The 22,744-nt window shown below is 49.4% G+C and carries 19 protein-coding genes and 1 tRNA gene; 5 read left to right on the forward strand and 15 right to left on the reverse strand.

Going from position 1 to position 22,744, the window contains the following annotated elements:
* Positions 1 to 36: 36 nt before the first annotated feature.
* The 4 genes from LRP57_RS04105 to LRP57_RS04120 form a co-directional block, all read right to left on the reverse strand.
* On the reverse strand, positions 37 to 2,445 hold the full coding sequence (locus LRP57_RS04105) for an excinuclease ABC subunit UvrA (protein ID WP_231205271.1): 2,409 nt from the start codon (positions 2,443 to 2,445) through the stop codon (positions 37 to 39).
* Between the two features lie 220 nt (positions 2,446 to 2,665).
* Positions 2,666 to 2,741, reverse strand: a tRNA-His gene (locus LRP57_RS04110).
* Between the two features lie 159 nt (positions 2,742 to 2,900).
* Positions 2,901 to 3,815 (reverse strand): ATP-grasp domain-containing protein, encoded by a 915-nt coding sequence (locus LRP57_RS04115; protein ID WP_231205272.1) that lies wholly within the window; start codon positions 3,813 to 3,815, stop codon positions 2,901 to 2,903.
* Between the two features lie 36 nt (positions 3,816 to 3,851).
* Entirely contained in the window at positions 3,852 to 4,970 is a 1,119-nt protein-coding gene (locus tag LRP57_RS04120; RefSeq protein WP_231205273.1) for a D-alanine--D-alanine ligase family protein, read from the reverse strand.
* Positions 4,971 to 5,365: 395 nt separating this feature from the next.
* Between LRP57_RS04120 and LRP57_RS04125 the strand changes: the two genes are divergently transcribed.
* Complete coding sequence (locus tag LRP57_RS04125; protein WP_231205274.1) at positions 5,366 to 6,016, forward strand: AMIN-like domain-containing (lipo)protein; 651 nt, start codon at positions 5,366 to 5,368, stop codon at positions 6,014 to 6,016.
* Here the strand turns inward: LRP57_RS04125 and LRP57_RS04130 are convergent.
* The 5 genes from LRP57_RS04130 to leuC form a co-directional block, all read right to left on the reverse strand.
* Complete coding sequence (locus LRP57_RS04130; protein WP_231205275.1) at positions 5,997 to 6,743, reverse strand: lysophospholipid acyltransferase family protein; 747 nt, start codon at positions 6,741 to 6,743, stop codon at positions 5,997 to 5,999. The two genes, LRP57_RS04125 and LRP57_RS04130, sit on opposite strands and share 20 nt — an antisense overlap.
* 33 nt (positions 6,744 to 6,776) lie before the next feature.
* The gene (locus LRP57_RS04135; protein ID WP_231205276.1) at positions 6,777 to 7,757 is read right to left on the reverse strand and encodes a diacylglycerol/lipid kinase family protein; all 981 of its coding nucleotides are present in this window, start codon (positions 7,755 to 7,757) and stop codon (positions 6,777 to 6,779) included.
* 11 nt (positions 7,758 to 7,768) lie between these two features.
* A complete protein-coding gene (gene murA / locus LRP57_RS04140; protein ID WP_231205277.1) occupies positions 7,769 to 9,091 on the reverse strand; it encodes a UDP-N-acetylglucosamine 1-carboxyvinyltransferase in 1,323 nt (440 codons plus the stop codon).
* A 166-nt stretch (positions 9,092 to 9,257) separates the two neighbouring features.
* The gene (leuD, locus tag LRP57_RS04145) at positions 9,258 to 9,920 is read right to left on the reverse strand and encodes a 3-isopropylmalate dehydratase small subunit (protein WP_231205278.1); all 663 of its coding nucleotides are present in this window, start codon (positions 9,918 to 9,920) and stop codon (positions 9,258 to 9,260) included.
* Positions 9,921 to 9,945: 25 nt separating this feature from the next.
* Complete coding sequence (leuC, locus tag LRP57_RS04150) at positions 9,946 to 11,364, reverse strand: 3-isopropylmalate dehydratase large subunit (RefSeq protein WP_231205279.1); 1,419 nt, start codon at positions 11,362 to 11,364, stop codon at positions 9,946 to 9,948.
* A gap of 173 nt (positions 11,365 to 11,537) precedes the next feature.
* Between leuC and LRP57_RS04155 the strand changes: the two genes are divergently transcribed.
* Both LRP57_RS04155 and LRP57_RS04160 read left to right on the forward strand, forming a co-directional pair.
* Positions 11,538 to 12,272, forward strand: a complete 735-nt coding sequence (locus LRP57_RS04155; protein ID WP_231205280.1) for an IclR family transcriptional regulator — start codon at positions 11,538 to 11,540, stop codon at positions 12,270 to 12,272.
* Positions 12,269 to 12,517 (forward strand): hypothetical protein, encoded by a 249-nt coding sequence (locus tag LRP57_RS04160; protein WP_231205281.1) that lies wholly within the window; start codon positions 12,269 to 12,271, stop codon positions 12,515 to 12,517. Before LRP57_RS04155 ends, LRP57_RS04160 begins: the two co-directional genes overlap by 4 nt.
* A 163-nt stretch (positions 12,518 to 12,680) precedes the next feature.
* On the opposite strand, the gene LRP57_RS04165 is transcribed toward LRP57_RS04160, so the two are convergent.
* Together LRP57_RS04165 and LRP57_RS04170 are read right to left on the reverse strand one after the other, a co-directional pair.
* Positions 12,681 to 14,354 (reverse strand): ComEC/Rec2 family competence protein, encoded by a 1,674-nt coding sequence (locus LRP57_RS04165; RefSeq protein WP_231205282.1) that lies wholly within the window; start codon positions 14,352 to 14,354, stop codon positions 12,681 to 12,683.
* Positions 14,342 to 15,187 (reverse strand): helix-hairpin-helix domain-containing protein, encoded by an 846-nt coding sequence (locus LRP57_RS04170; RefSeq protein WP_231205283.1) that lies wholly within the window; start codon positions 15,185 to 15,187, stop codon positions 14,342 to 14,344. The genes LRP57_RS04165 and LRP57_RS04170 overlap by 13 nt, the downstream gene beginning before the upstream one ends.
* Before the next feature lie 233 nt (positions 15,188 to 15,420).
* Here LRP57_RS04170 and proC point away from each other — a divergent pair, with 233 nt between their 5' ends.
* Positions 15,421 to 16,224, forward strand: a complete 804-nt coding sequence (gene proC, locus LRP57_RS04175) for a pyrroline-5-carboxylate reductase (RefSeq protein ID WP_231205284.1) — start codon at positions 15,421 to 15,423, stop codon at positions 16,222 to 16,224.
* A 65-nt stretch (positions 16,225 to 16,289) separates the two neighbouring features.
* On the forward strand, positions 16,290 to 17,645 hold the full coding sequence (locus tag LRP57_RS04180) for a Na+/H+ antiporter family protein (RefSeq protein WP_331274739.1): 1,356 nt from the start codon (positions 16,290 to 16,292) through the stop codon (positions 17,643 to 17,645).
* Between the two features lie 102 nt (positions 17,646 to 17,747).
* On the opposite strand, the gene LRP57_RS04185 is transcribed toward LRP57_RS04180, so the two are convergent.
* From LRP57_RS04185 to LRP57_RS04200, 4 genes are read right to left on the reverse strand one after another with little or no spacing between them, the layout of a single operon-like run.
* Positions 17,748 to 19,070: a peptidase C39 family protein gene (locus LRP57_RS04185; protein WP_231205285.1), complete on the reverse strand. Its 1,323-nt coding sequence runs from the start codon at positions 19,068 to 19,070 to the stop codon at positions 17,748 to 17,750.
* Positions 19,067 to 20,704, reverse strand: a complete 1,638-nt coding sequence (locus LRP57_RS04190) for an ABC transporter ATP-binding protein (RefSeq protein ID WP_231205286.1) — start codon at positions 20,702 to 20,704, stop codon at positions 19,067 to 19,069. The genes LRP57_RS04185 and LRP57_RS04190 overlap by 4 nt, the downstream gene beginning before the upstream one ends.
* A complete protein-coding gene (locus LRP57_RS04195; RefSeq protein ID WP_231205287.1) occupies positions 20,701 to 21,669 on the reverse strand; it encodes an ABC transporter permease in 969 nt (322 codons plus the stop codon). Before LRP57_RS04195 ends, LRP57_RS04190 begins: the two co-directional genes overlap by 4 nt.
* Positions 21,669 to 22,619, reverse strand: coding sequence for an ABC transporter permease (locus tag LRP57_RS04200; RefSeq protein ID WP_231205288.1), 951 nt, complete (start codon positions 22,617 to 22,619; stop codon positions 21,669 to 21,671). The genes LRP57_RS04195 and LRP57_RS04200 overlap by 1 nt, the downstream gene beginning before the upstream one ends.
* Positions 22,620 to 22,744: the final 125 nt, after the last annotated feature.

Genomic DNA, 22,744 nt, shown 5'->3' on the forward strand with positions numbered 1-22,744 from the left:
CACCCCCGAACGCATATAAAAAGCCTGATTTATGTATCAATCCTTGATTGAGCGCCTATGCCCTAAGGCTTGAGCAATATATTTCCCTGTCAGCGTCCCACAGCCCGCCGCAACATCAGCAAGCATCTGCATGGGTGTTCCTTCAAAAACCACCTGACCGCCATCGGAACCAGCCCCTGGACCCATATCAATAATCCAGTCAGCATGAGCCATCACAGCAACATTATGTTCCACCACAATCACTGATTTACCGCTATCCACCAGAGTATCCATCAGGGTGAGAATCTGGGCAATGTCTTGCATATGTAAACCTGTTGTCGGCTCGTCAAGAATCATCAGAGAAACCTGAGGGTCCAGCATATGCACAGCTAATTTCAGGCGTTGGCGTTCCCCACCGGACAGCGTATTCAAAGGCTGACCCAGCGGCAAGTAGCCCAAGCCAACCGCGCACATAGCCTCACATATTTTCTGCGCAGCAGGGATTTTCACCTCTGGACGAGCAAAATATTGTGCAGCGTCATGCGCTGACAGTCCAAGGACATCCACGATACTTAAACCACCCAGAGTGTATTGCACAACGGAATCATCAAAACGACGTCCTTCGCATATTTCGCAGGGAGTTGTCACTGTTTCCATGAAACCTAATTCTGTACGTATCACCCCTAAGCCCTGACAGTTCGGGCATGCACCCTCAGAATTTGCACTAAAAAGTGCAGGTTTTACGCCATTTTCTTTAGCGAAAGCTTTACGGATCGGCTCTAATATGCCCGTCCACGTCGCAGGATTAGAACGCGATGATCCTTTGATAGCGCTTTGATCCACCACAGTAGCCTGTGTTCCTTTCGGGAAGGACCCTGGAATAAGGGAGGACTTACCAGAACCAGAAAGCCCAGTAACCACACACAAAACTCCTAGTGGCACATCTACATCCACATCACGCAGATTGTGTACATTCGCTCCGCGGATCTGGATGCTACCGCGTGGTGTACGCACAGCAGCAGCTTCCTTCAGACTTACAGAAGATGACAGGCCCCGTCCTGTAGGCGTATCAGCAAGACGTAGTTCATTGGGAGTGCCAGAAAAAATAATCTGCCCACCTTTTTCACCGGCACCTGAGCCCATATCAATCACATAATCAGCTAAAACAACGGTTTCAGGATCATGCTCCACGACAAGGACTGTATTGCCTTTGTCACGCAATTCCATTAAAAGCTGATGTATTTGTTCGACATCATGCGGGTGCAGGCCGCTTGTCGGTTCGTCAAAAATATATGTCACATCTGAAAGAGGTGACCCTAGGTGCCGCACCATGCGAATACGCTGTGCTTCACCACCTGACAAGGTGCTCGTCGCCCGGTTTAACGACAAATAGCCTAGCCCCACACGCAGCATTGATTGCAGTACTAAGGCGACGTTTTCTAATAGAGGCTGAATAGCATCATCATCAATCGCAGCAATCCACTGGGCAAGGTCACGTATTTCCATGGCGCTTAAATCAGCTATTGATTTGTCTTGAATGTAGGAGCTTCGAGCCGCTTGACTCAGCCGCGTTCCCTCACACTGGGGGCACAGGGAGAATGTGGCAGTTCTTTCCACAAAAGCACGCATATACGGTTGTAAGGCTTCAATGTCTTTCGACAAGATAGATTTACGTATTTTTGGGATCAGACCCTCATAGGTCATATGAATACCGGCAATTTCAATTTTTTTCGGATCAGAGTATAAGAGGGTTTCCATTTGCTGTTTCGTGAAAGTTGACACGGGTTTATCAGAGGGGAAGAATCCAGATTCACTGAATTGACGCACAGCCCATCCGCCCACTTTATATCCGGGAACAAGGATAGCGCCCTCCTCTAATGACAGCTCCTTGTTGATGATCTGTTCCATGTCGAGATCCGATACTGTGCCACGCCCCTCACAGGTCGGGCACATACCGCCTACCTGAGTGAAAGTTTTCTTTTCTGTCAAAGTACGCGTTCCCTTTTCCACTTTCACAGTCCCGGCACCAGTTACTGTCGGAATGTTGAAAGAGTAGGCCTGAGGGCCACCAATATGCGGGAAAGCACATTGAGAAAAGAGAAGACGCAGCATTGCATCCACATCTGTTGCTGTCCCCACGGTGGAACGAGGATTTGCTCCCATCGTCTCTTGCCCAACGGTAATGGAGGCTGTAATTCCGTGAATCTTATCCGCATCGGGACGCGCAGGTGTGCGCAGAAACCCCTGAATGAAAGCTGAATGTGTTTCGTTCAGTAAACGTTCGGATTCAGCGGCGATAGTGTCAAAAACTAATGAAGACTTACCTGAGCCTGAAACACCAGTAAATACGGTGAGTTTACCTTTGGGAATATCCACATCCACATTGCGTAGGTTATTTTCGCGCGCTCCGCGCACCCTAATGTATCCCCGTGACGATGAGGTTGAAGTGTTTAGTGGCGTCAACATAACCTGTGTTCACCTGTCTGGTTGTTGTGGAAACATGGATTATCTGTGAGGTATATCAGTGAAATACGAAGTAAGATCAATGGCTTTTCAACTGTCTACACCACGAGATCATATTCGCGACCATGACATTCCCGTTAGCACATGTCACATATAAGTAAAAACAATGAACTAAACCGAAAAGAAAGGAAAATAAAATACGTTCAAAGGTAACCAAGCCCTATGGGGTGGCTGACGGGACTCGAACCCGCGACGTCCTGGACCACAACCAGGTGCTCTACCAGCTGAACTACAGCCACCACCGCTGCGTACGAAACGCAACGAAGAAAACTCTACCAGAGGGAGCGCTGAGCGAAAAATCGACACAAGCCATTCTTAGGTGGCATAGGACACTCTTTTATATATTGCGACACTTTATGCCGATATTTTCCTTATTTTCGCACCCTCAAGTAGCAGGTTCACCAAAAAGCACGCATAGCAATAGCGTCTGCAAAATTATCCAAAGCTTGCGGTGTGGCCGTCAAATACAAATCCGCATCAACCAGGGACACTTCCATCACGTGGAAAGAACCTTTCCCATCAGGAACCACATCCACTCGGTTAAATAGGAACTGCTCATCACGCCCCATACGCGAACGCACATAGCCATGAAGTACCTGACGGATTTCTTCACCCCACTTCCACGCAATACTATCGGCGCTCTGAGCAGTCACCACAGCCTCATGACGCGACGGATCAGTAACAGACGCAGGGTGCAAAGCCGGTCTTTTTTCAACAGCATGAGACACCAAACCATTAAAAAAGACCAAAGAAATCTCGCCATGCACATCAATTTCTTCAAGATAACGTTGCACCATAACAGAGCGCCCGTGATTCAATAAATCCATCGTCTGCGCAATAGCTGCTTGACGCTGATACGTGTCAATAGAACTGTAACGCCCAATGTCACGCACTCCCGACGACACTGACGGTTTCACAACGAAATCACCGAAAGCCGGGAAACGAGTGTGGATCTGATGTTTCGACAGTTTATGAGCAGGATCAAGCCATGAGGTGGGGATCGTTGGTAGGCCACGATCAGCTAAAGCAGCTAAATACCGTTTATCTGTGTTCCAGTCCAAAATATCTGAATGATTCAAAATACGTGGAACACTACGCGCCCATCGTAAGAAAGAATCACGGTCTTTCGCGTAATCCGTTACTGAACGGACAACGCACATCCCCGCATCTGTCCAATCCGTATCAGGGTCATTCCACACGCGAATAGCAGGGTCAAGCCCCCGCTGAGCTAATGCATCAAGCAAACCCTCCTCACCACGATAAAGATGAGGCATATCGGCTGCAGTTACTAAAGTGACCTTAGGCTTCGTCATGGTTCCACGTTACCGGATATTCAAGGCAAAAATGCGCTAACGCAGACCTGACGGACGCGAAAGCGCCTCATTCAGCACCTCGTTGAGTAGCTGAGTGTAATCAATACCTGCTTTTGCCCACATGTGCGGGTACATGGAAAAAGGTGTGAAACCTGGCATGGTATTCACTTCATTCACAACAATAGAGCCTGTCTGCGGGTCATAAAAGAAATCCACACGCGCAAGGCCTTCACATTCCAATGTGTCAAATGCGCGAACAGCGATTTCTTGGATACGTTCAGCTACCTGCGGTTCCACATCTGCCGGACATGTCAAAGACACGCCTTCTGTATCAAAATACTTCAACGCAAAGTCGTAGAACTGGCCTTCTGGGACAACTATTTCACCAAGTGGTGACGCTTGAGGGGCACTCCCCCATGAGCGCGCTAGTACGCCACATTCGATTTCACGACCAGGAGTACGCGCCTCCACAATAATACGCGGGTCATTATTTCCTGCTTCTTTTATTGCGGCAGCAAGGTCCGCTGGCTTATCCACTCGCGTAATACCGATAGAAGAACCAGCTCGGCAAGGTTTCACAAAGACCGGATATCCTAAAGCATCAATACGTTTGCTACATTCGTGAGGATCCTCATTCCATTGGCGCATTGTCACTAATTCCCAACGCCCCACATCAATACCAGCCGCAGCGAGCACTGTTTTTGTTAAATGCTTATCCATTGAAATGGCGCTGGAATTTACCCCACATCCCACGTAGGGCACACCAGACATTTCAAAAAGCCCTTGAATTGTGCCATCCTCACCATACGGACCATGCAGTAATGGGAAAACCACGTCAACATTACCGAGGTCACTCACCTGCATCCCATCTTTGCTGCGTGTCACTTCAATGAGGCAACGAGTCCCCGGCACGAGCATCACTGAAGATTCAGAGGCCTGAATAGATTGCCCACGCCCTTCATGAAATTCTAAAGCTTGAGGGTCATCCGCTACACGCACCCACTGCCCATCAGGGGTAATACCTATCGGAATAACATCCCACATTGTTCGATCTATTGCACGAAGAATACCGGCAGCAGTTGCACATGAAATCTCATGTTCACTGGAGCGCCCTCCCATAACGACAAGGACACGTGGACGTTGAAAATCACTCATACCCCTCATCCTATGCCGCATAGCCGAAGTTCTTACTTCACTTCCTCATGGTGTCCCTTGAAGACTGCGAAATCTTAAAGGCACATGCGCAGGCGGGAACGAAAAAGCTCACGAAATTCACCCGATATGCCAAAAATATGCCAACGCGTTACACAAATACACGAGGACAACAGGTAGCCCCTGGGACATACTCACTGTTTTCAAGTGCGTTAATAGATCAAAAACTATCGCATAACCTTCCCTGCCCCTTACATGATGGTTTCCTTCCGCTAGGATGAAAAGAAAGGGGGTCCCCTGAGTTTCACGTCTTCAGAGTGCTACTTGTTCTGAGTGAATATTGTTCACAGTTTCTGAGACTGCAAGGGTTAAGACCAAACAGCAGAAAGGCTTATAGAATGTCACGTTCACTGCGCTGCTTCGTTGCAGCATCCGCCGTATCTTTCTTTGCGTTGTCCCTTGCCGGTTGCTCACATTCACAGTCAGCACAGGACGTAGTTTCCTCAGCAGCTACTTCGACTTCTGCCACACAATCATCAGCATCTTTGCTGCAAAGTGGTGCTTCTGGTGCGCAATCTATTTACTCAGAAGCTGACGCTTCCCCTATTGCTGGCAATGACTGGAAGCCTCTGGCAGATTCACGAGAAGTAAGTGACCACGAAAGCTCTTTAGTTCTCCATGATGTACGTGTTGGTCACCATGAGGGTTTTGATCGTGTTGTCATTGAATTTGCAGGTGAAGGCGATACGGGTTGGATGCTTCAATGGGTTACTCAGGCTCATGAGCAGGGTCGCGGCATGCCTTTGCCTCTGAAAGATCCCGCAATTCTTGACGTTGTCCTCACAAATACCGTTATGCCTATCGACCAGGCACAGCAAGCGCAATACTATTCAGGACCTCGCACATTCACGTCAAACGGTGTCAGTGTTGCTGTTGACGGCACTTTTGAATCACATACGCATATTGCTTTGGGCTTGGACTCACAACGCCCACATCAAATTGCCGTTTTGACACAACCAACACGCATTGTCATTGATCTGAAGAAATGAGGGGGATTCTGCGTCCTTCTCGCGGATCCCACCACATATTTTCAGGCGGATTTTCACCGCGCAACTGCGCTAGACCTTCGCAGAGAGCACGGTAGATGCGGCGATTTGCTTCTTCAACAGCTTTCCTGTCGGCTGATCCGAGCTCGGAGTACAAGTCACTGAGGTCTACTGCCTCGCCTATAAGAAAATCCACTGTCCGCGCAGGTCGTATGTCAACAATCCTTCCAGAGGACATAATCATGTGCGCGCCCCACGACGCCAAAGGAATAACCGGTGCTCGCGTATCCAAAGCTACACGTGCAACACCTGTTTTTAAGCGCATCGGCCACACGTCAGGGTCCTCAGTAAAAGTGCCTTCAGGGTAAATAGCAACGCATTGGCCTTCATCAATAGCACGACATACGGGCGCTAAAGCATCTGAACGGTTCTGTGCTTTCCGATCAACAGGAACCAAGTGAAGCGCACGAAAAATCGCCCCCACGACAGGAAGGCGAAAGAGTTCGGCTTTAGCCATAATACGCAGTGGCACCCCGCGGCGAGCCATATACCAAAAAGCTAAAATTCCATCTAAAGGGGAGGTATGCGAACATGCCAGTACATATCCACCCGATTGCGGAAGATTTTCTTCACCGCGCACGCGCAGGCAAATCCACGGTGTAAGAAAAATATTGAGGACCCCACGGGAGAAACGATGAAAACCTCTCACCGGGTCTGCACATTGCGTCATACTGTGTGAGTGTAGCGGCAAGGATAGTGAAAATTACACAAGGACTCGCGCAACATGCTGTTCAGCAGTCATTGTTAGAGGAGTTTCACCTACGTAATCACCATCAGCCATAGCGATCACACCTTCCGGTGTATGTACGGTGATTTCGCGTACGGACCGCACCGTCATTGCGGGGTTTTCACCACGTGTCACAAGTACTTGAGCGAGGACTCGAATGGCTTGTCGCATAGGTAGCGGGCCGATATGCACCAGTTCGATCTGCCCATCACCGATACGTGATGAGGGAGCAAGGTTAATTCCTCCGCCAAACCATCCAGAGTTGGAAACAGAGGTTAGCCAGCCACCCAAATCTTCTTCTACACCATCTACCGTCGCAAGAAGCGGGGTGGGCCGGTGCGTACGTAAAGCAGATAAGGCTCCGTAGGCGTAAGTTAAACTCCCTCTGCGTAGCCATGAGGTGTCATTGGCAATCCGATTTGCCAGCGCGTCAAAGCCGAAAGAAACAATGCCAAGGACAATACGACTGTTTCCGTGAGGATCGGTAATCCGTATGCCGTCAAGTTTTTGTTCAGTAAAACCTTTGAGTAAAGAACGTGCGCGGGCTACCGCATCTGTCCCGATCCCCAGAGCGCGACATAAATCGTTACCTCGTCCCCCTGGGAATGGGACAAAAAGCGCTCCTGAGCGGTGCACACCACAAGCTACTGCTGACAGGTAGCCGTCTCCTCCTAATGCTCCAAGCAGGGGCACTTGGGATGCGGCGGCGACTTCTTCAGGGTCCTCATCTGGGGTTGTGACGCGAACGGAAACATCCCATCCGCCTTCACGTAAACATGACACAACTTTTCGTCCAACGGTAACTGCGATTCCATGCGCTGACATGGAGGATACGAGCAATTCCATATGCTGTGGTTGAGCGAGCGCGGACGCTTTTAGGGATCTTTCCTTTTCAGCAGTGCCGTCAGTATCTGCGCTGTCGGTCTTTTCATCAGGTATATGTGGCATTTCGCGCATACCGATTCACCTTAGTCTACGTATTCCACACGAGCATCAAGCTGACGAAGTTTCGTTGTGAAGTGCTCATATCCTCGTGAGATCACGTCAATACCTGACACTGTTGAGGTTCCTTCAGCGGCGAGTGCTGCAATAAGGTGAGAAAAGCCTCCGCGTAGATCGGGAACTTCAATAGAGGCTGCATGCAGCGGAGTCGGGCCTGAGATAACTGCTGAATGGAAGAAGTTTCGCTGCCCAAAACGACACGGGGTTCCGCCTAAACACTCACGATACAGTTGAATGTGGGCACCCATTTGTCGCAGTGCGCCTGTAAAACCGAAACGATTTTCGTACACCGTTTCATGGACAATCGACAGGCCATTGGCTTGGGTGAGTGCAACAACCAGTGGCTGTTGCCAGTCTGTCATAAATCCAGGGTGTACTGCGGTTTCCAAGGCTATGGAACGAAGCTCGCCACCTGGATGATAGAAACGAATACCGTCATCTTCAATATCGAAAGCGCCACCGACTTTACGGAACACGTTGAGGAAAGTAGTCATATCCGGCTGGTGCGCGCCGAGAACTCGGATGTCTCCCCCTGTAGCAAGGGCTGCGGCACCCCATGAAGCTGCTTCGATACGGTCAGGTAAAGCCGTGTGGGTATATCCGCGAAGTGATTCGACTCCTTCGATTCGGATACTGCGATCTGTGTCTACAGAAATAATGGCGCCCATTTTCTGTAACACATTGATGAGATCCATGATTTCTGGTTCAACTGCTGCGCCGCGCAGATTTGTTATTCCTTCTGCACGTACTGCTGTGAGCAGCGTCTGTTCTGTTGCTCCTACGGAAGGAAATGGTAGATCAATAACCGCGCCATGTAAGCCTTCAGCTGGCCGAGTAATGTGGATACCATCACTTTGTTTATCGACGATGGCACCAAATTTACGTAGCGTATCGAGGTGGAAGTCGATGGGACGGCCACCAATCGCGCAACCGCCAAGTTCCGGTATGAATGCTTCGCCTAGCTGATGTAAAAGCGGGCCACAGAAAAGAACCGGAATACGCGAAGTCCCGCCTAGTGCATCAATATCGGATCTGCGGGCATACTGCACTTTACTGGGATCAAGTGTCATTACCCCACGATCTTGGTCAAAATCAACGGTAACTCCATGTAATCCCAGTAGACGTGAAACTACATCCACATCTCGTATCAGAGGAACATTTGCAAGCCGTGAGGGTGTTTCGCCTAGCAGTGAGGCTACCATCGCTTTGGGAACAAAGTTTTTTGCTCCTCGGACGGTAATCGTCCCTTGGAGGGGGTGTCCTCCCTCAACGGAAAGAACCGAATGCATCGTGCAGCTCCTGACCGTGACACACATTCCTCATCTTGCAGGATCAGCTCAGGCTTTCGCATTTTTCACTTGGTTCCTGCTGTAGGTGACATATGTGTATGTGTCGTTGTTTTATCCGATTTTTATGCCTCAAGACATAAAACCGCATGGGATAAAGAATACGGAACTATCGTACAGTCGGCATACCCAACGCAGTCACCGGACGTGCGGATACCACTTCAACAGCTGGCAGGCTACGTGCAGGTAATGTCTGCGGTTTGAATGAGAAGCGTTCTTTTTCATAGGCGTTGATTGCTTCTTCATCACGGAGAGTCAGACCAATATCATCAAGTCCTTCCATGAGGGTCCACCGCACATAGTCATCAATGTCGAATGTGGTGGTAAAGGAACCGCATGTGACAGTGCAATCTTCTAAGGAAACAGTGAGTTGGATTCCTGGGTCTGTTTCCATCATTTTCCACAGTTGTTCACAATCTTCATGTGTGATGATTCCAGTTACCAGACCTTGTTTCCCTGAGTTTCCTCGGAAAATATCAGCAAATTTTGGAGCCAGAACCACTCGGAAACCATAGTCTTTCAGTGCCCACACCGCGTGTTCACGTGAGGAGCCTGTACCAAAGTCTGGTCCAGCCACAAGGATCGAACCCGAGCGGTAGGGTTCCTGATTCAAGATGAAATCAGGGTCTGTGCGCCATCCAGCAAATAGCGCGTCATCGAAACCTGTGCGGGTGACACGTTTAAGGTACACAGCTGGGATGATTTGGTCTGTATCGACATTTGAACGACGCAGAGGAACACCAATGCCGGTGTGGGTGATAAATTTCTCCATTTTCTTACCTTCCTGTACGTCGTTTTCAGTGTGTTTCAAGGGCCTGCAGGTCAGCGGGAGCACATAGGGAGCCTTTCACAGCTGTGGCAGCGGCAACCAGCGGGGACACGAGGTGAGTTCGTCCACCTTTTCCTTGGCGGCCCTCAAAATTGCGGTTTGAAGTCGAAGCGGATCTTTCACCTGGTTTTAAGGTGTCAGGATTCATACCTAAACACATGGAGCATCCGGCATTACGCCATTCTGCGCCAAAATCACGGAAGATTTTATCGAGTCCTTCAGCTTCGGCTTGTAGGCGTACACGCGCTGATCCTGGTACCACGAGCATACGAAGGCCTTCAGCTTTCGTTCGGCCTTGAAGGATTTCAGCGGCGGCACGCAGATCTTCGATACGACCGTTGGTGCAAGAACCAAGGAAAACTGTGTCAATGCGAATATCACGCATGGGGGTACCAGCTTCCAGTCCCATGTATGCGAGAGCGCTTTCGGCTGCACGGCGTTCAGTTTCATCTGCGATGTCTGCGGGAACCGGCACCGAAGATGATAGTGGCACGCCTTGTCCTGGATTTGTCCCCCATGTGACGTAGGGTTCAATGTCGGGGCCGTTGAGGATGACTTCCGCATCATAGGTAGCGTCTGCGTCACTTGCCAATGAGCGCCAATATTCAACGGCTTTATCCCATTCTTCTCCTTCGGGAGCGTGAGGGCGGTTTTTGAGGTAGGCAAAGGTTGTTTCGTCCGGAGCCACCATACCTGCGCGCGCACCAGCTTCAATGGACATATTGCAGATTGTCATACGTCCTTCCATGGACAGGCTGCGAATAGCTTCGCCCCTGTATTCAAGGACGTATCCTTGTCCTCCGCCTGTGCCGATTTTGGCAATAACAGCAAGGATAATGTCTTTTGCTGTTGATCCTGGAGGTAGTTGCCCATTCACAGTGATTGCCATTGTTTTGAAAGGGGCAATGGGGAGTGTTTGTGTCGCAAGAACGTGTTCGACTTGCGAGGTGCCGATACCGAATGCGAGGGCACCGAAAGCCCCGTGCGTTGATGTATGAGAATCACCACATACGATCGTCATGCCTGGCTGAGTAAGTCCAAGCTGAGGACCGACAACGTGGACGATACCTTGATCGGCGTCACCTAATGAATGCAGTCGAATACCAAATTCCTTGGCATTGGAACGCAAAGTATTGATTTGGATACGTGAAGTCTCGTCAGCGATAGGTAAATCAATATCGACTGTCGGGGTGTTATGGTCCTCGGTGGCAATCGTCAGGTCGGGACGTCTCACGCGCCGCCCTGCAAGTCTCAAGCCTTCGAATGCTTGCGGGCTTGTGACTTCATGGACGAGATGCAGGTCGATGTATAGGAGGTCTGGTGCACCGTCTTGACCTTTTTTCACAAGATGATCTCGCCAGACTTTTTCTGCCATTGTTCCGGCCATGCGACTCAGTCCTCCTTTTCGTTTTCCCTGATAAAACAGGTTTTAATCTCCTCTTTCAGCGGCAGCATGAAACAGAAAAATTCTCTCTATTGCACCGCATCCATATCAATCGTTACCAGTTCCACGATGTGAAGATTTGCCATCTCACTCCATGAGATGACACAATGTCAGGCATGGAGGATTCGTCATCAAGCGGAGTAGGCGTCTTGGATAAGGCCGCAATGGTCCTTGGCGCACTCGAAGCCGGACCTGCGACACTTGCCCAACTCGTTTCCGCCACAGGTTTAGCACGACCGACTGCGCACCGCCTCGCGGTTGCCTTAGAGTACCACCGAATGGTGGCACGTGATATGCAGGGTCGCTTTGTTTTAGGCCCACGCTTACAAGAACTCGCTTCATCGGCAGGTGAAGATCGTTTACTTTCAGCTTCAATGCCTGTCCTTGTGGCCCTGCGCGATCATACGAAAGAATCCACTCAACTGTTCCGCCGTCAAGGGGAACATCGAGTGTGTGTGGCAGCCTCAGAACGTGAAATGGGACTACGTGATTCCATTCCCGTCGGAGCTGCGCTCTCTATGAAAGCTGGTTCTGCTGCCCAAGTGCTCCTAGCTTGGGAAGAACCCGATCGTTTACACAGAGGCTTATACTCTGCTTCGTTCAATGCAACGATGCTTTCCCAAGTACGTCGGCGAGGGTGGGCACAGTCCGTAGGTGAACGGGAGCCTGGCGTGGCTTCAGTATCTGCACCGGTACGCGGCCCCTCTGGACGTGTCATTGCAGCTTTGTCGATTTCTGGGCCTATTGAACGTATGGGACGTCAACCCGGACGTCAGCATGGCCCTTCAGTAGTTGCAGCAGCGAATAGACTCTCAGAATTTTTGCGCAGTATTGAGGGGATGGAGGAATGAACTCCCTTTTTGGCGATAAGTATCCGCGTCTGCGTAATTCTGCTTTACTGGCTTTGCTTGTATCAATGGTTTTCCTGTTCGGCCTTAAGGCTTTGCATACATTTGCTTCACAGACAATCGTTGCGCAGGTTTTCTCAGTACTTTTACTTATCGCAGCCGCTGGAGCTTTCTTAGCTTTTTGCGTTCTCTGGTTTATGCGTATACGAGCGATTTCACGCGATAAGCGCTCTGATTCACAAAAATAAACCCCAAGTAACGGACAACAGCGCTATCAACCCCTGCTCTCATGTGCTGTGAGGCCTTAAACTCACCTGAGTGCTGCTCCCCGTATGCGTGTTCCGTCAGGGCTTCAAAAGCCGGGGCACGCTACGAGAAACTGCTCCCCCATATGCGTGTGTTCCGTTGTTTTTACATAAGAACACGTCGCCCGCTAGCCAGCAGCCATCCTGACCAGGCAATCCCTATACCGCATACGAATACTCCACATGTAATAAATCCTCCAGGAATATTCACACGCGCCCAAGGCGCTTGTGACACAAGATGCGCAACATAAGCGATCCATCCGGTAAAAATACTTGCACACCAGACAAAAACCTGTGACAGGCCCGGCAGATGAATTGCTGTGACAGCCGCACCTAAAGACAGCAAAGTGGCAGGCGCAACCGCTGGAGCTGCACACATATTTGCAACAGCACCCCAAAGGGGCCATTCCCCCGTCATGTGAACAATCAGTGGCCCTGTCACAATCTGACAGCACACAGAAACCACAAGAACTTCACAGACACTTCCAATGAGCCGCCCCCTCCATCCTTTGCGTTTTCCTCCGTGCTGACGTATCCCGCTCATAATCCTTTGGGCAGGAACAATTACCGCCCACGTTGCAATAACTGAAAGAGCAAAAGCAAAAGAACGTGAATTCCATGGATCTTCAGCAAGCATGGCGATTGTCACGCACCACAATGAAGCCAGTGATTGTCCTGCTCGATTCATCCACATGCCCCCTAATGAAATGCCTGTCATCAAAGCTGAACGCACCAGTGATTCTTGTGGACCGACCACTGACACCATCACAGCAGCAGCTAGGGCACATACAATGAGGCGCACACGTCCACGTGCAGGTAAAATTCCTGATAATACGCCCATAATGATTGCCATGTGACTACCTGAAATAGCAACAAGGTGAGTTAAAGAAGCCGTGCGCATATCTGCTCGGAGTTTTTCGTCCATCATTCGGGTATCTCCCACAGACATTCCTGGAACCAAAGCACGTGTATGCGCAGGAAAAACATGTGTCACTTCCTGTAAGCCCGCACGAAGTTGACGTACATATGCGTCCCAACCGGTCGACACCGAGGTAACAGATACGTGTGAGACAAATATGGTTCCTACAGCCTGAGTTCCTGAAAGACCAGCAGGTATGATGCGCCCGCGAATGTGTACCGTGTCGCCACGCAGAATACGAGGTGTGCCACTGCCTCGAAGAATAAATAATGCTGAACTGGCACATTCATCTGTGTGAGAGGAAGGATGTGCGTAACAGTTTCCCTTTTCTTGCTGCACAGGATGATGAATGAGGTGACTACGTGCCCATGCAGTCCAGTACGTACCGCCCCAAGCTAAGCTTCGTTCTTGTGGGTCAGTGAGCACTGTCGCTTCTACATTCACCCTTTCTTTTTCTTGTGTTTGCGCCTGTATAAAAAGTGGATCGCTATTTCGTGCCGATAATGCGCAGTATCCCACAATATATGTTCCTAAAACGCACAGGAGCACTACCGCAAGGGCTAAACGAGTCGATCCGGGTTGGGCACGAAGGTGTCGTCCTTTTTTCTGCTGATATCCACAGCACCACGACGTAAACAAAGCGAGGATACTCAAGACAATAGCAGTCGCGATACATATATGGATGACAGGTTGCTCCTTCATATACAAAGCAAAGGAGGAGGTTCCCCACCAGCTTCCAATCCATGCGCTGAGAGCAACCGGAAAAAGACGAATATCGTATGTGTTCACGTGGTCTTTATGCCGTATATTACGTGTTGCTTTTGCAGGTTTGCCTACCTGCACAGGCATCATCGTTGGCATGTTTTGGTAGCAATCTTTTCCAACATGGCTGCTCCAATTCCAGGAACAGCATCAACATCAGCTAAAGCAGAAAAAGCTCCGTTCTTTTGACGATAACTCACTATTCGGCGCGCAAGAGCAGGGCCTACCCCATCCAGTTCTTCAAGTTGCCTCGCATCGGCACTGTTCAGGTCCACGCAGGGAGAAGTTTCTTTCGTCCCCGACTCATTTTCTTTTAGGCCATTGTCCGCACCCGTGTACCCTTTGGGACGAACAATAATATGCTCTCCATCGACCAATTCCCGCGCAAGATTCACACTGGAAGGGTCTGCTTCACTGTCTAATCCTCCTACAGAATCAATTGCTTCATAGACACGAGCATGTCCACCTAAAGTCACCACGCCTGGGTGTATCACATTTCCGCTGACATAAACCGTAATATCTTGCTTTCCATTGGCATTACGGGAGGCCGCCTCATGGGCATATCCTAAGGGGAATATTTTCCCATCAGATTGAGGCTCATCTGAGCTCTGACTAACGCGCTCATCATCTTTTTGTGAGATGTCCTCGTCATTTGCAGCAGAATTTTCTGTGAAAGATGATTGTTCTTTCAGTAAATCATCACTCAAAACACTGCTGTGGTGTCTCCATATACCAATAGCTACGCATATCAGCAGCAGGGCACAAATAAATAGAACAATCGGCATTGTTGGAAGTAAACGCCATCGCCCATGTAAAGACGCTTTACTGAATGAAGATATGCGGTCGTGAAGGATATTTTCCTGTTTTTGATCCTCATGACCATACACCGCATGTGTCGATAAGCGTCGCTTCAGATCATCAATGTAGCCCATATATGAACTATAAGAAGCAGGGGCAGCATTAACTCTTTTGCTCAGTGAATTGTGCATAACTTATGTCTATGCGATGCCTTTTGTGGATGAGACAGCTACATGTCATATCTACTGCTATATATGCCGCATACTGCATATTGAGACATATGACGTACACGCTTTCACTATTGGCAAAAAGTTATTAAAGTACAAGTGTTCTTCCGTTAAGAACACAATGACTTCAAGGGGACACCATGCGCATAGGCTTCATCGGTACCGGCTCCATGGTATCGGCTATCGTGCGCGGCGCTGTTACCAATGGGATGAACCCTGCAGATTTCGTTGTAACAAATCGTCATATTGATAAAGCGCAAGTTCTTGCCGATGAACTAGGGCTTCGTCTCGTTCCCACCAATACGCAGCTAGTACGCGAAGCTGACATAGTTGTCCTTGGCGTTAAACCGCATATGCAGACCGAAGTCATTGAAATGATTGCGCCCACCGTTATCGAATGTAACGTGTGCATTGTTTCGATTGCCGCAGGCCGCACCACAGACTCCATTGCCGCTGATTTTGTCGCCCCTATCCCTATTATCCGCGTCATGCCGAATGTGAATGCTCAGATAGGCCGCTCCATGACAGCACTATATGCGCGAGGCGCTACCAATGAACAGGTAGAAGCCGTGACCACCCTCATGAATAGCGTCGGCAAAACAGTCACTCTTGACGAAAAAGATTTCCCTGTTTTCCAAGCTCTTGCCGGCTGCTCCCCCGCTTGGGTCTACTCCATCATTGAGGCACTTGCACGCGCTGGCCTCAAATACGGCCTCACAAAATACGACGCTGTCACTATTGCCGCACAAGCTCTCAGCGGCTCTGCTGAACTCGTACTTCACTCTCAAAAATCAGGCATAGTGCCCACCCAGCTTATCGATTACGTCACCTCCCCCGGTGGCACAACTATTGCCGGTTTACTGGCAGCAGAGGAGGCGGGCCTCAGTACGGCCCTTCTCCACGCCGTCGACGCTGCCGTTGCGCGCGATGCTGAACTTGCCTGACCCCTTTCCGGCAGCGTCATTTTTCTTTCCCCTGTACCCTTTTTAACCTCCATGTAGGAGTTTTTGTGCTCGTCAATGCTGTTGTTATCGCGGTCCTTGTCATGTTACTTCTGGCAGTACTTCGCGTCCATGTTGTTATTTCTTTATTTATCGGCGCTCTCGTTGGCGGATTAATTGCAGGCCTTGGCCTTAACGCTACAATGGTTGCTTTCCAGGATGGCCTTGCTGGAGGAGCAAAAATTGCTTTATCCTACGCTTTACTTGGCGCTTTCGCTATGGCTGTGGCCCACTCTGGTTTACCCGCTTTACTAGCAGACTGGATTATTCGTCGTCTTGATCGGGAACAAGAATCAACCTCAAATAAAACCTTACGGTGGACAAAATGGGGAATCCTCACAGGAACCGTTGTCATGGCGATATTGAGCCAGAACCTCATTCCTATTCACATTGCCTTTATTCCCCTCTTAGTTCCCCCTCTCTTGATCGTCATGACACGACTGAAAGTAGATCGCCGCGCTGTTGCTTGTGCAATGACTTTTGGTTTAGTCACCACATACATGTTTCTTCCCATCGGTTTTGGCCGTATTTTCATTTACGATTTGCTCTACAAATTTATTGAAGAGGCAGGTCTTGACGTATCAGGGGTTAACCCACTGATCGCTATGGCCATTCCAGCAGTAGGTATGTTGTCAGGCCTACTCATTGCACTTTTTGTTACCTACCGTGCTCCTCGTGAATACACATACCGTGCAGTTGATGATCGTCATGAACAGCAGCGCATTGATACGCGCAAAATTATCGTTGCTGTCATAGCAATTATTGTGTGTGTTGCTTTGCAAACATGGTTAGCCCTCAACGGTTCTGACGCTGATCCAATGCTTGTGGGCACACTCATTGGCTTACTCTTTTTCATCGCTACCGGCGTGGTGAAATGGAATGAAGCGGACACAGTTTTTACAGATGGTATGAAAATGATGTCCCTTATCGGCCTCATCATGATTACCGCTAATGGCTTTGCTTCAGTAATGAAAGCTACCGGAGCAATTGAGCCTCTTGTCGCTCAATCTGCCGCACTTTTTAACGGGAATCGTGCAGGTGCGGCTCTTGTCATGCTCCTAGTTGGCCTCATTATCACAATGGGGATTGGATCATCCTTTTCCACGCTGCCAATTATCACTGCTATCTACGTTCCGCTATGTATTGCCTTGGGGTTCTCCCCCACCGCAACCGTTGCTCTTATCGGCACAGCTGGCGCTCTAGGGGATGCTGGTTCACCTGCCTCTGATTCCACTCTTGGCCCAACCTCTGGCCTTAATATTGACGGGCAACACGATCACATGAAAGACACTGTGATTCCGACATTCCTCCACTTCAATGTGCCTTTGTTGCTTGCAGGATGGCTTGCTGCACTTGTTTTGTAAATAAAGCCAACACTGCCCTTCGTACATGTTCCCCGTATCCATTTCACAGGGTACGGGGAACATGCACATGCCTATAACTACAAGGGATCTGCAGTGTATGCCTCACAAAATAATCATTGCTCTTTCTCGATTACTACCAGGTTTTTCTGACCATGAGGCGCACTCATCCCACAACTTGCGAGCAGCAACCGGCATATAAGCTGTTTCAACCCACAATTCACCCTCATTTTCGTCACACCATGAATCATGTATGAAGTAAAAATCAGGTATTTCATGCCATACAAGTATCCAATGCGGTACGTCTTCACCATTCAGGGGCTGTAAATCAACCAACAGAATGACTCGTTTACCTTCGCGTAATGCGTCACTCATATCAGTACAACCCAAAGGGCCAATGTATTCTTGCGCCCCCGCTTCAAGCGCAATTTTCCGATGATCGTCATAAATTTTTTGACGTAAAAAAGTATCCACCATGGTATGTGGCGCTTCACAGCCAATTAAAGGTCCAGGCGCGGAAGATTTCACTAGAACCGGTACGCCCAACGATGCTGCTACAGCGGTCAGACCATAATGATCCGAGCCGTAGGTGTATGTTGCCTGCCGCCAGATTTTCATTTCAGCAGCAAATCCACCATCGCGGTACGTATCCGCAAAATGATCGCTTGTTGTCGCTGTGGCTGTTCCCAAAAACTCCTCAGAATTCAGCGCCATAATAAGGCTTGCTGGCCCGCAGGTGAAATCACTTTGCTGTCTTTCATAGGGAGGCGCAATTGAAATCCCACATTCGTCTATGCTCAGCCCTTGGCATGGACGTATCCACCCAGTTGGCAGGATTCGACCTGCCTGCTTCGCAGCAGCAGAAAAAGCGTGTAAAGGGTCTGCAAGCTGGGTAAATTCTTCTGTTTCAACAATATGACGCAGGATGTGATCCTGTGGCATACAGGCAGCTTTCACCACACATGCGCCTTGATTTTCAGCTTCTCGAATAACCTCACGGATAAGCGCTCTCAAAGCATCCGATATTTCAGATTCTGTGAGCCCTCCTGCACTGTTAAGGCACCAAGCAACTATTGTGCGTTGCTCGGCGATACGTCGATGAACTTCCCATAAGAAAAGCTGCGGCAGTATTTCAGATTCTGTATGAGGGAACACGCCTGTTTCGGGGGCTTTCTCATACGCAGGACCCTCATATGCATACTCGTTTTGCAGTTTTTGTGCTTCAGCAGCATCTTTTTGTGCAGGTAGACGCGGTGATAGGCCTGTGGCAGTCCACAGTGTTGCTTGTCGTTTACCTCCGCTTTGACCCCAGATTTTCGCATAGTGTTCAGGTACGCCAAGACTCATCAGGTATTTTGTCGCGTCCTTTTCAACAGACACATTGTGATGACGTATGAGGTATTGTGCTGCTGTTTTTTCTTCTATCATTGCTCATTTCCCTGTGCTGTGGAGGGTGAGTTTTCTTCGATACTATTCCTTGCTCGTCCTGGAACAGCTTCAAGGAGAAGTCGAGTGTAGGGATGATGCGGATGGTGAAGTATGTCAGAGGTTGCTCCCTGTTCAACGATCACACCATCTTTCATTACCGCTAAACGATCACATGCTGCCCGTGCCACAGCGAGATCATGAGTAATGAAAAGCAAAGAAAACCCGCGTTCTTGACGTAAAGATTCAAGAAGTTCAAGAACGTGTGCTTGAACGGACACATCCAAAGCAGAAACAGGTTCGTCGCATACAAGCAGACGCGGCTGCGTAGCAATAGCACGTGCAATAGCTACACGTTGGCGTTCACCTCCAGATAAATCACGCGGCAGCCTACGCGCATATGCTGTTGGGAGTCCTACAGAATCTAATAGATCATCAATTTCCCCGCTATCACGACCTATCGCCTGTAATGCTTCCGATAGGGTACGTCCTATTGTCAACGCAGGATTCAAAGCAGAATACGGGTTTTGAAAAACTAAGCCTACCGGTGGTACTTTCCATCCACGACGTGAAGTTTTCAGGGGCGGAAAATTCTGATAATCATGCGCCATATGAGTATGAATCTGGCCTGAATCGGGGCGCTCCAGGCCAACGATACAACGCGCAAGTGTTGTTTTACCGGATCCAGACTCACCAACAAGTCCCACAGCTTCTCCGGCATAAATATCCAGATCAACACCTTCAAGTGCGACATGTGTTTCATGCCGCGATGAGCGGAAAATTTTTGTCACTCCACGTAAAGAAAGAATTGGTTCGGCGGGATCGGTTCTCGATTGTTGCAGTGCAGGAGCAGAAATATGTGCTCGCGGATTTTCACCATCTAAACGTGGTTCCATAGCGGCAAGATGTCGCGTATATGCGTGTTGGGGCTTGCGTAAAACCTCAGTGATACTCCCGTACTCAATCATGCGACCGGCACGCATCACGAGGACGTCATCACCGAATTCACGCGCAACAGCAAGATCATGAGTAATCAGAATGAGTGCCATCCCATGATTGCGGCATAAACCTGTCAGCAGCTCAAGTATTTCACGTTGTGTTGTCACATCTAATGCTGTTGTTGGTTCGTCAGCAATGAGGACATGAGCGTGGGTTTCAATGGCAGCGGCGATAGCGACGCGCTGACGCATTCCTCCAGAAAGTTCATGAGGACGCATATGCGCAACACGCGGTGGCAGTCCTACTTCTTTTAGTCGTTCGCTGATGCGGGCGTGGTCATGTGCTGTACGTGGTCGATGGGTCAGAATCTGTTGGCCACATGTATGAGCTGGTGATAGGGAGGTAAAAGGATCCTGCGGGAGCCACACAATACCGTGTCCACGCTGCTTACGTACATGTGTTTTTTGTGTCGCAAGGTCACTGGTGATACCGGCTAAGGTGAGGCTACCTGTTACTTTTAATTGTGGAGGCAAAAGTGCGCACAGTGCGCGTGAGAGTAAAGATTTACCTGCACCTGATTCTCCGACAATCACCAAGGTTTGACCGCTGTAGGCACGTATATTTAGGTGGTCAACCAGCAGTTTTCCGTCAATAGTAGATACGGTCACGTCATGTGCTTCAAGCGCCGGCAGGGTCATATTTTTGTCCTTTCTTCAGCGCGTAAAGCACAGTAATCACCCGCGATGTTAATTGCCGCTGCTGCTAGGACAATAAGGATTCCTGGGATTAGCGTTGCTGCGGGATTTTGGAAAATGAATGCGCGACCATCTGCTAATTGTCGTCCCCAGTCAGCTGCTTGTGCGGAAACTCCGAAGCCGAGGTATGACAGACCTGACAAAGATACAAGAGCGAAAGCCACGTTAAGGAAAAGGTTTGCCCACACAATCGGGGTGATATTTGGAACGATGTGGACGGCGAGGATACGACGTGTTGGTATTCCAAGTAAAAGTGCAGATTCGATGTATGGTTTAGGCATTTGTTGCAGTGTGGCAGCGCGTACCATTCGGATATCTGAGGGAGCAAAAAGAAGGATGAGCACAGCGACTGTCACCCAGTAGCCGCCTCCTAAAATGCCTGCTACAACTATTGCCAGCAAAGTTACCGGCATTGCCAAAAGAATTTCACAGGTTCGTGAAACTGTGCTGTCCCATAGTCCTCCTCGCCAAGCGGCGGTGACGCCAAAAAATAAGCCGATCAACATTGATCCTGCAGCAATAACTAAAGGACCGATCAGAGCCGATCGTGTTCCTGCCAGAGAAAGGAAAAGTACGTCTCGTCCTAAATTATCTGTCCCAAGGATATGTCCTGCGCTTCCGGCAGGGCTCACGCCTAAAGCAAGATTTTGTGCCAATCCGATAGGTTCAATGAGCGGAGTCATGAGGGTAATTGCGGTAAAAAATACGAGGATGAGCACCGATACTGCAACTGATAGGGGTGAAGTTGTCACTTTACGTAGATATTTTTGCCATAGTGTACGCATGCTGCGCCGGTCAGTGGTATCTGTCATTCCTGCTGTTGCTTTTCGGGTAGTTTCGCTCGGATGGGGCTGGTTTTTCTGCGATGAAGCTTCAGCGTGAGGGGTGTGTGTAGGCGAAGTATTCATCAGAGTTTTGTCCTACGCTGGGAAGTTGAGGGATCCACAATGAGCACAGATATATCCACAAGTAGGGTTGTTATCACGATCACTGCGGCAACAAGTAATACGATGGCTTGAACAACGGGTATGTCTTTGAACGTAATGGAATCAGCAAGTAGCTGTCCAAGTCCAGGAAGGGCGAATGTCTGTTCAACAAGGATCGTTGAACCGAAAAGGGTTCCCAGAATCAGGCCTGCTGAAGTCATAATTGGTATTGCAGCATTTTTCATAATAAGGGACCGGATGCGCGCAGGTTCGCACCCACGGGAGTGAGCAAAAGTCACGTAATCTTGCGTATTTTCGTAGGAGACAGATGCGCGTGTGACACGGATAATCATGGCGCACACGCCGACAGCAAGCGCAAGAGCAGGCAAGGTCAAATGCCACAAGGTATCAAGTAGGCTTTCACCTATACCGTATATGGGGAACCATCCCAGCATGACTGAGAATACGTACAGCAGAATCAGACCTAATGCGAAACCTGGGGCGCTAATTCCAACAACAGCCCATCCAACGATCATGCGATCTGCAGCTTTGCCTGTCCTTCGGGCCGCATATATTCCCAGAGGAATACCGATAACTAAGGCTATGGCAAAAGCCATCATCGTAAGGAGGAGTGTCAAAGGGGTACGTTCATACAGGAGGGTCATCACGGGAACTTGTGAGCGAATGGATGTTCCAAAATCACCGCGCACAGCTTTGCCAAGCCAGTGTAGGTATTGAAGAAAAACCGGTTCGTCAAGATGGTATTGCGAGGTAATGGCCGCACGCACGTTTTCTGTTACTTTACGGTTCCCTACCAGCGTTTTCACGAGGTCACCTGGAACAAGGTGTGCCAAGGAAAAAACGAGGAACGACAGGATAAACAAAACGACCAGTGATTGCGCGATGCGTGACATCACCTGCTTCAGTGCCATCCGACTCCTTCCTGCATATCTCAAGGAAGTGGTTTTTAGGGATACAGATAAGACTAGGACAGGTCTTAGAGTAATTTTCCCTCAAAATAATGGGTTGGGACGATCATCACGTTTCTTCCCTTTTT

The sequence above is a fragment of the Schaalia sp. lx-260 genome (genome assembly GCF_021083645.1).
Taxonomy (GTDB): Bacteria; Actinomycetota; Actinomycetes; order Actinomycetales; family Actinomycetaceae; genus Pauljensenia.

Excerpts from the sequence above, each read along its gene's own strand:
- murA (WP_231205277.1), bottom strand. The coding sequence starts at position 9,091 with ATGCATTCGGTTCTTTCCGTTGAGGGAGGACACCCCCTCCAAGGGACG.
- LRP57_RS04190 (WP_231205286.1), bottom strand. The coding sequence starts at position 20,704 with ATGACCCTGCCGGCGCTTGAAGCACATGACGTGACCGTATCTACTATT.
- LRP57_RS04130 (WP_231205275.1), bottom strand. The coding sequence starts at position 6,743 with ATGACGCAATGTGCAGACCCGGTGAGAGGTTTTCATCGTTTCTCCCGT.
- LRP57_RS04135 (WP_231205276.1), bottom strand. The coding sequence starts at position 7,757 with ATGCGCGAAATGCCACATATACCTGATGAAAAGACCGACAGCGCAGAT.
- LRP57_RS04155 (WP_231205280.1), top strand. The coding sequence starts at position 11,538 with ATGGAGGATTCGTCATCAAGCGGAGTAGGCGTCTTGGATAAGGCCGCA.
- LRP57_RS04160 (WP_231205281.1), top strand. The coding sequence starts at position 12,269 with ATGAACTCCCTTTTTGGCGATAAGTATCCGCGTCTGCGTAATTCTGCT.
- LRP57_RS04165 (WP_231205282.1), bottom strand. The coding sequence starts at position 14,354 with ATGCCAACGATGATGCCTGTGCAGGTAGGCAAACCTGCAAAAGCAACA.
- LRP57_RS04125 (WP_231205274.1), top strand. The coding sequence starts at position 5,366 with ATGTCACGTTCACTGCGCTGCTTCGTTGCAGCATCCGCCGTATCTTTC.
- LRP57_RS04195 (WP_231205287.1), bottom strand. The coding sequence starts at position 21,669 with ATGAATACTTCGCCTACACACACCCCTCACGCTGAAGCTTCATCGCAG.
- LRP57_RS04200 (WP_231205288.1), bottom strand. The coding sequence starts at position 22,619 with ATGGCACTGAAGCAGGTGATGTCACGCATCGCGCAATCACTGGTCGTT.
- LRP57_RS04120 (WP_231205273.1), bottom strand. The coding sequence starts at position 4,970 with ATGAGTGATTTTCAACGTCCACGTGTCCTTGTCGTTATGGGAGGGCGC.
- LRP57_RS04170 (WP_231205283.1), bottom strand. The coding sequence starts at position 15,187 with ATGGGCTACATTGATGATCTGAAGCGACGCTTATCGACACATGCGGTG.
- leuC (WP_231205279.1), bottom strand. The coding sequence starts at position 11,364 with ATGGCCGGAACAATGGCAGAAAAAGTCTGGCGAGATCATCTTGTGAAA.
- LRP57_RS04115 (WP_231205272.1), bottom strand. The coding sequence starts at position 3,815 with ATGACGAAGCCTAAGGTCACTTTAGTAACTGCAGCCGATATGCCTCAT.
- LRP57_RS04105 (WP_231205271.1), bottom strand. The coding sequence starts at position 2,445 with ATGTTGACGCCACTAAACACTTCAACCTCATCGTCACGGGGATACATT.
- LRP57_RS04185 (WP_231205285.1), bottom strand. The coding sequence starts at position 19,070 with ATGATAGAAGAAAAAACAGCAGCACAATACCTCATACGTCATCACAAT.
- proC (WP_231205284.1), top strand. The coding sequence starts at position 15,421 with ATGCGCATAGGCTTCATCGGTACCGGCTCCATGGTATCGGCTATCGTG.
- leuD (WP_231205278.1), bottom strand. The coding sequence starts at position 9,920 with ATGGAGAAATTTATCACCCACACCGGCATTGGTGTTCCTCTGCGTCGT.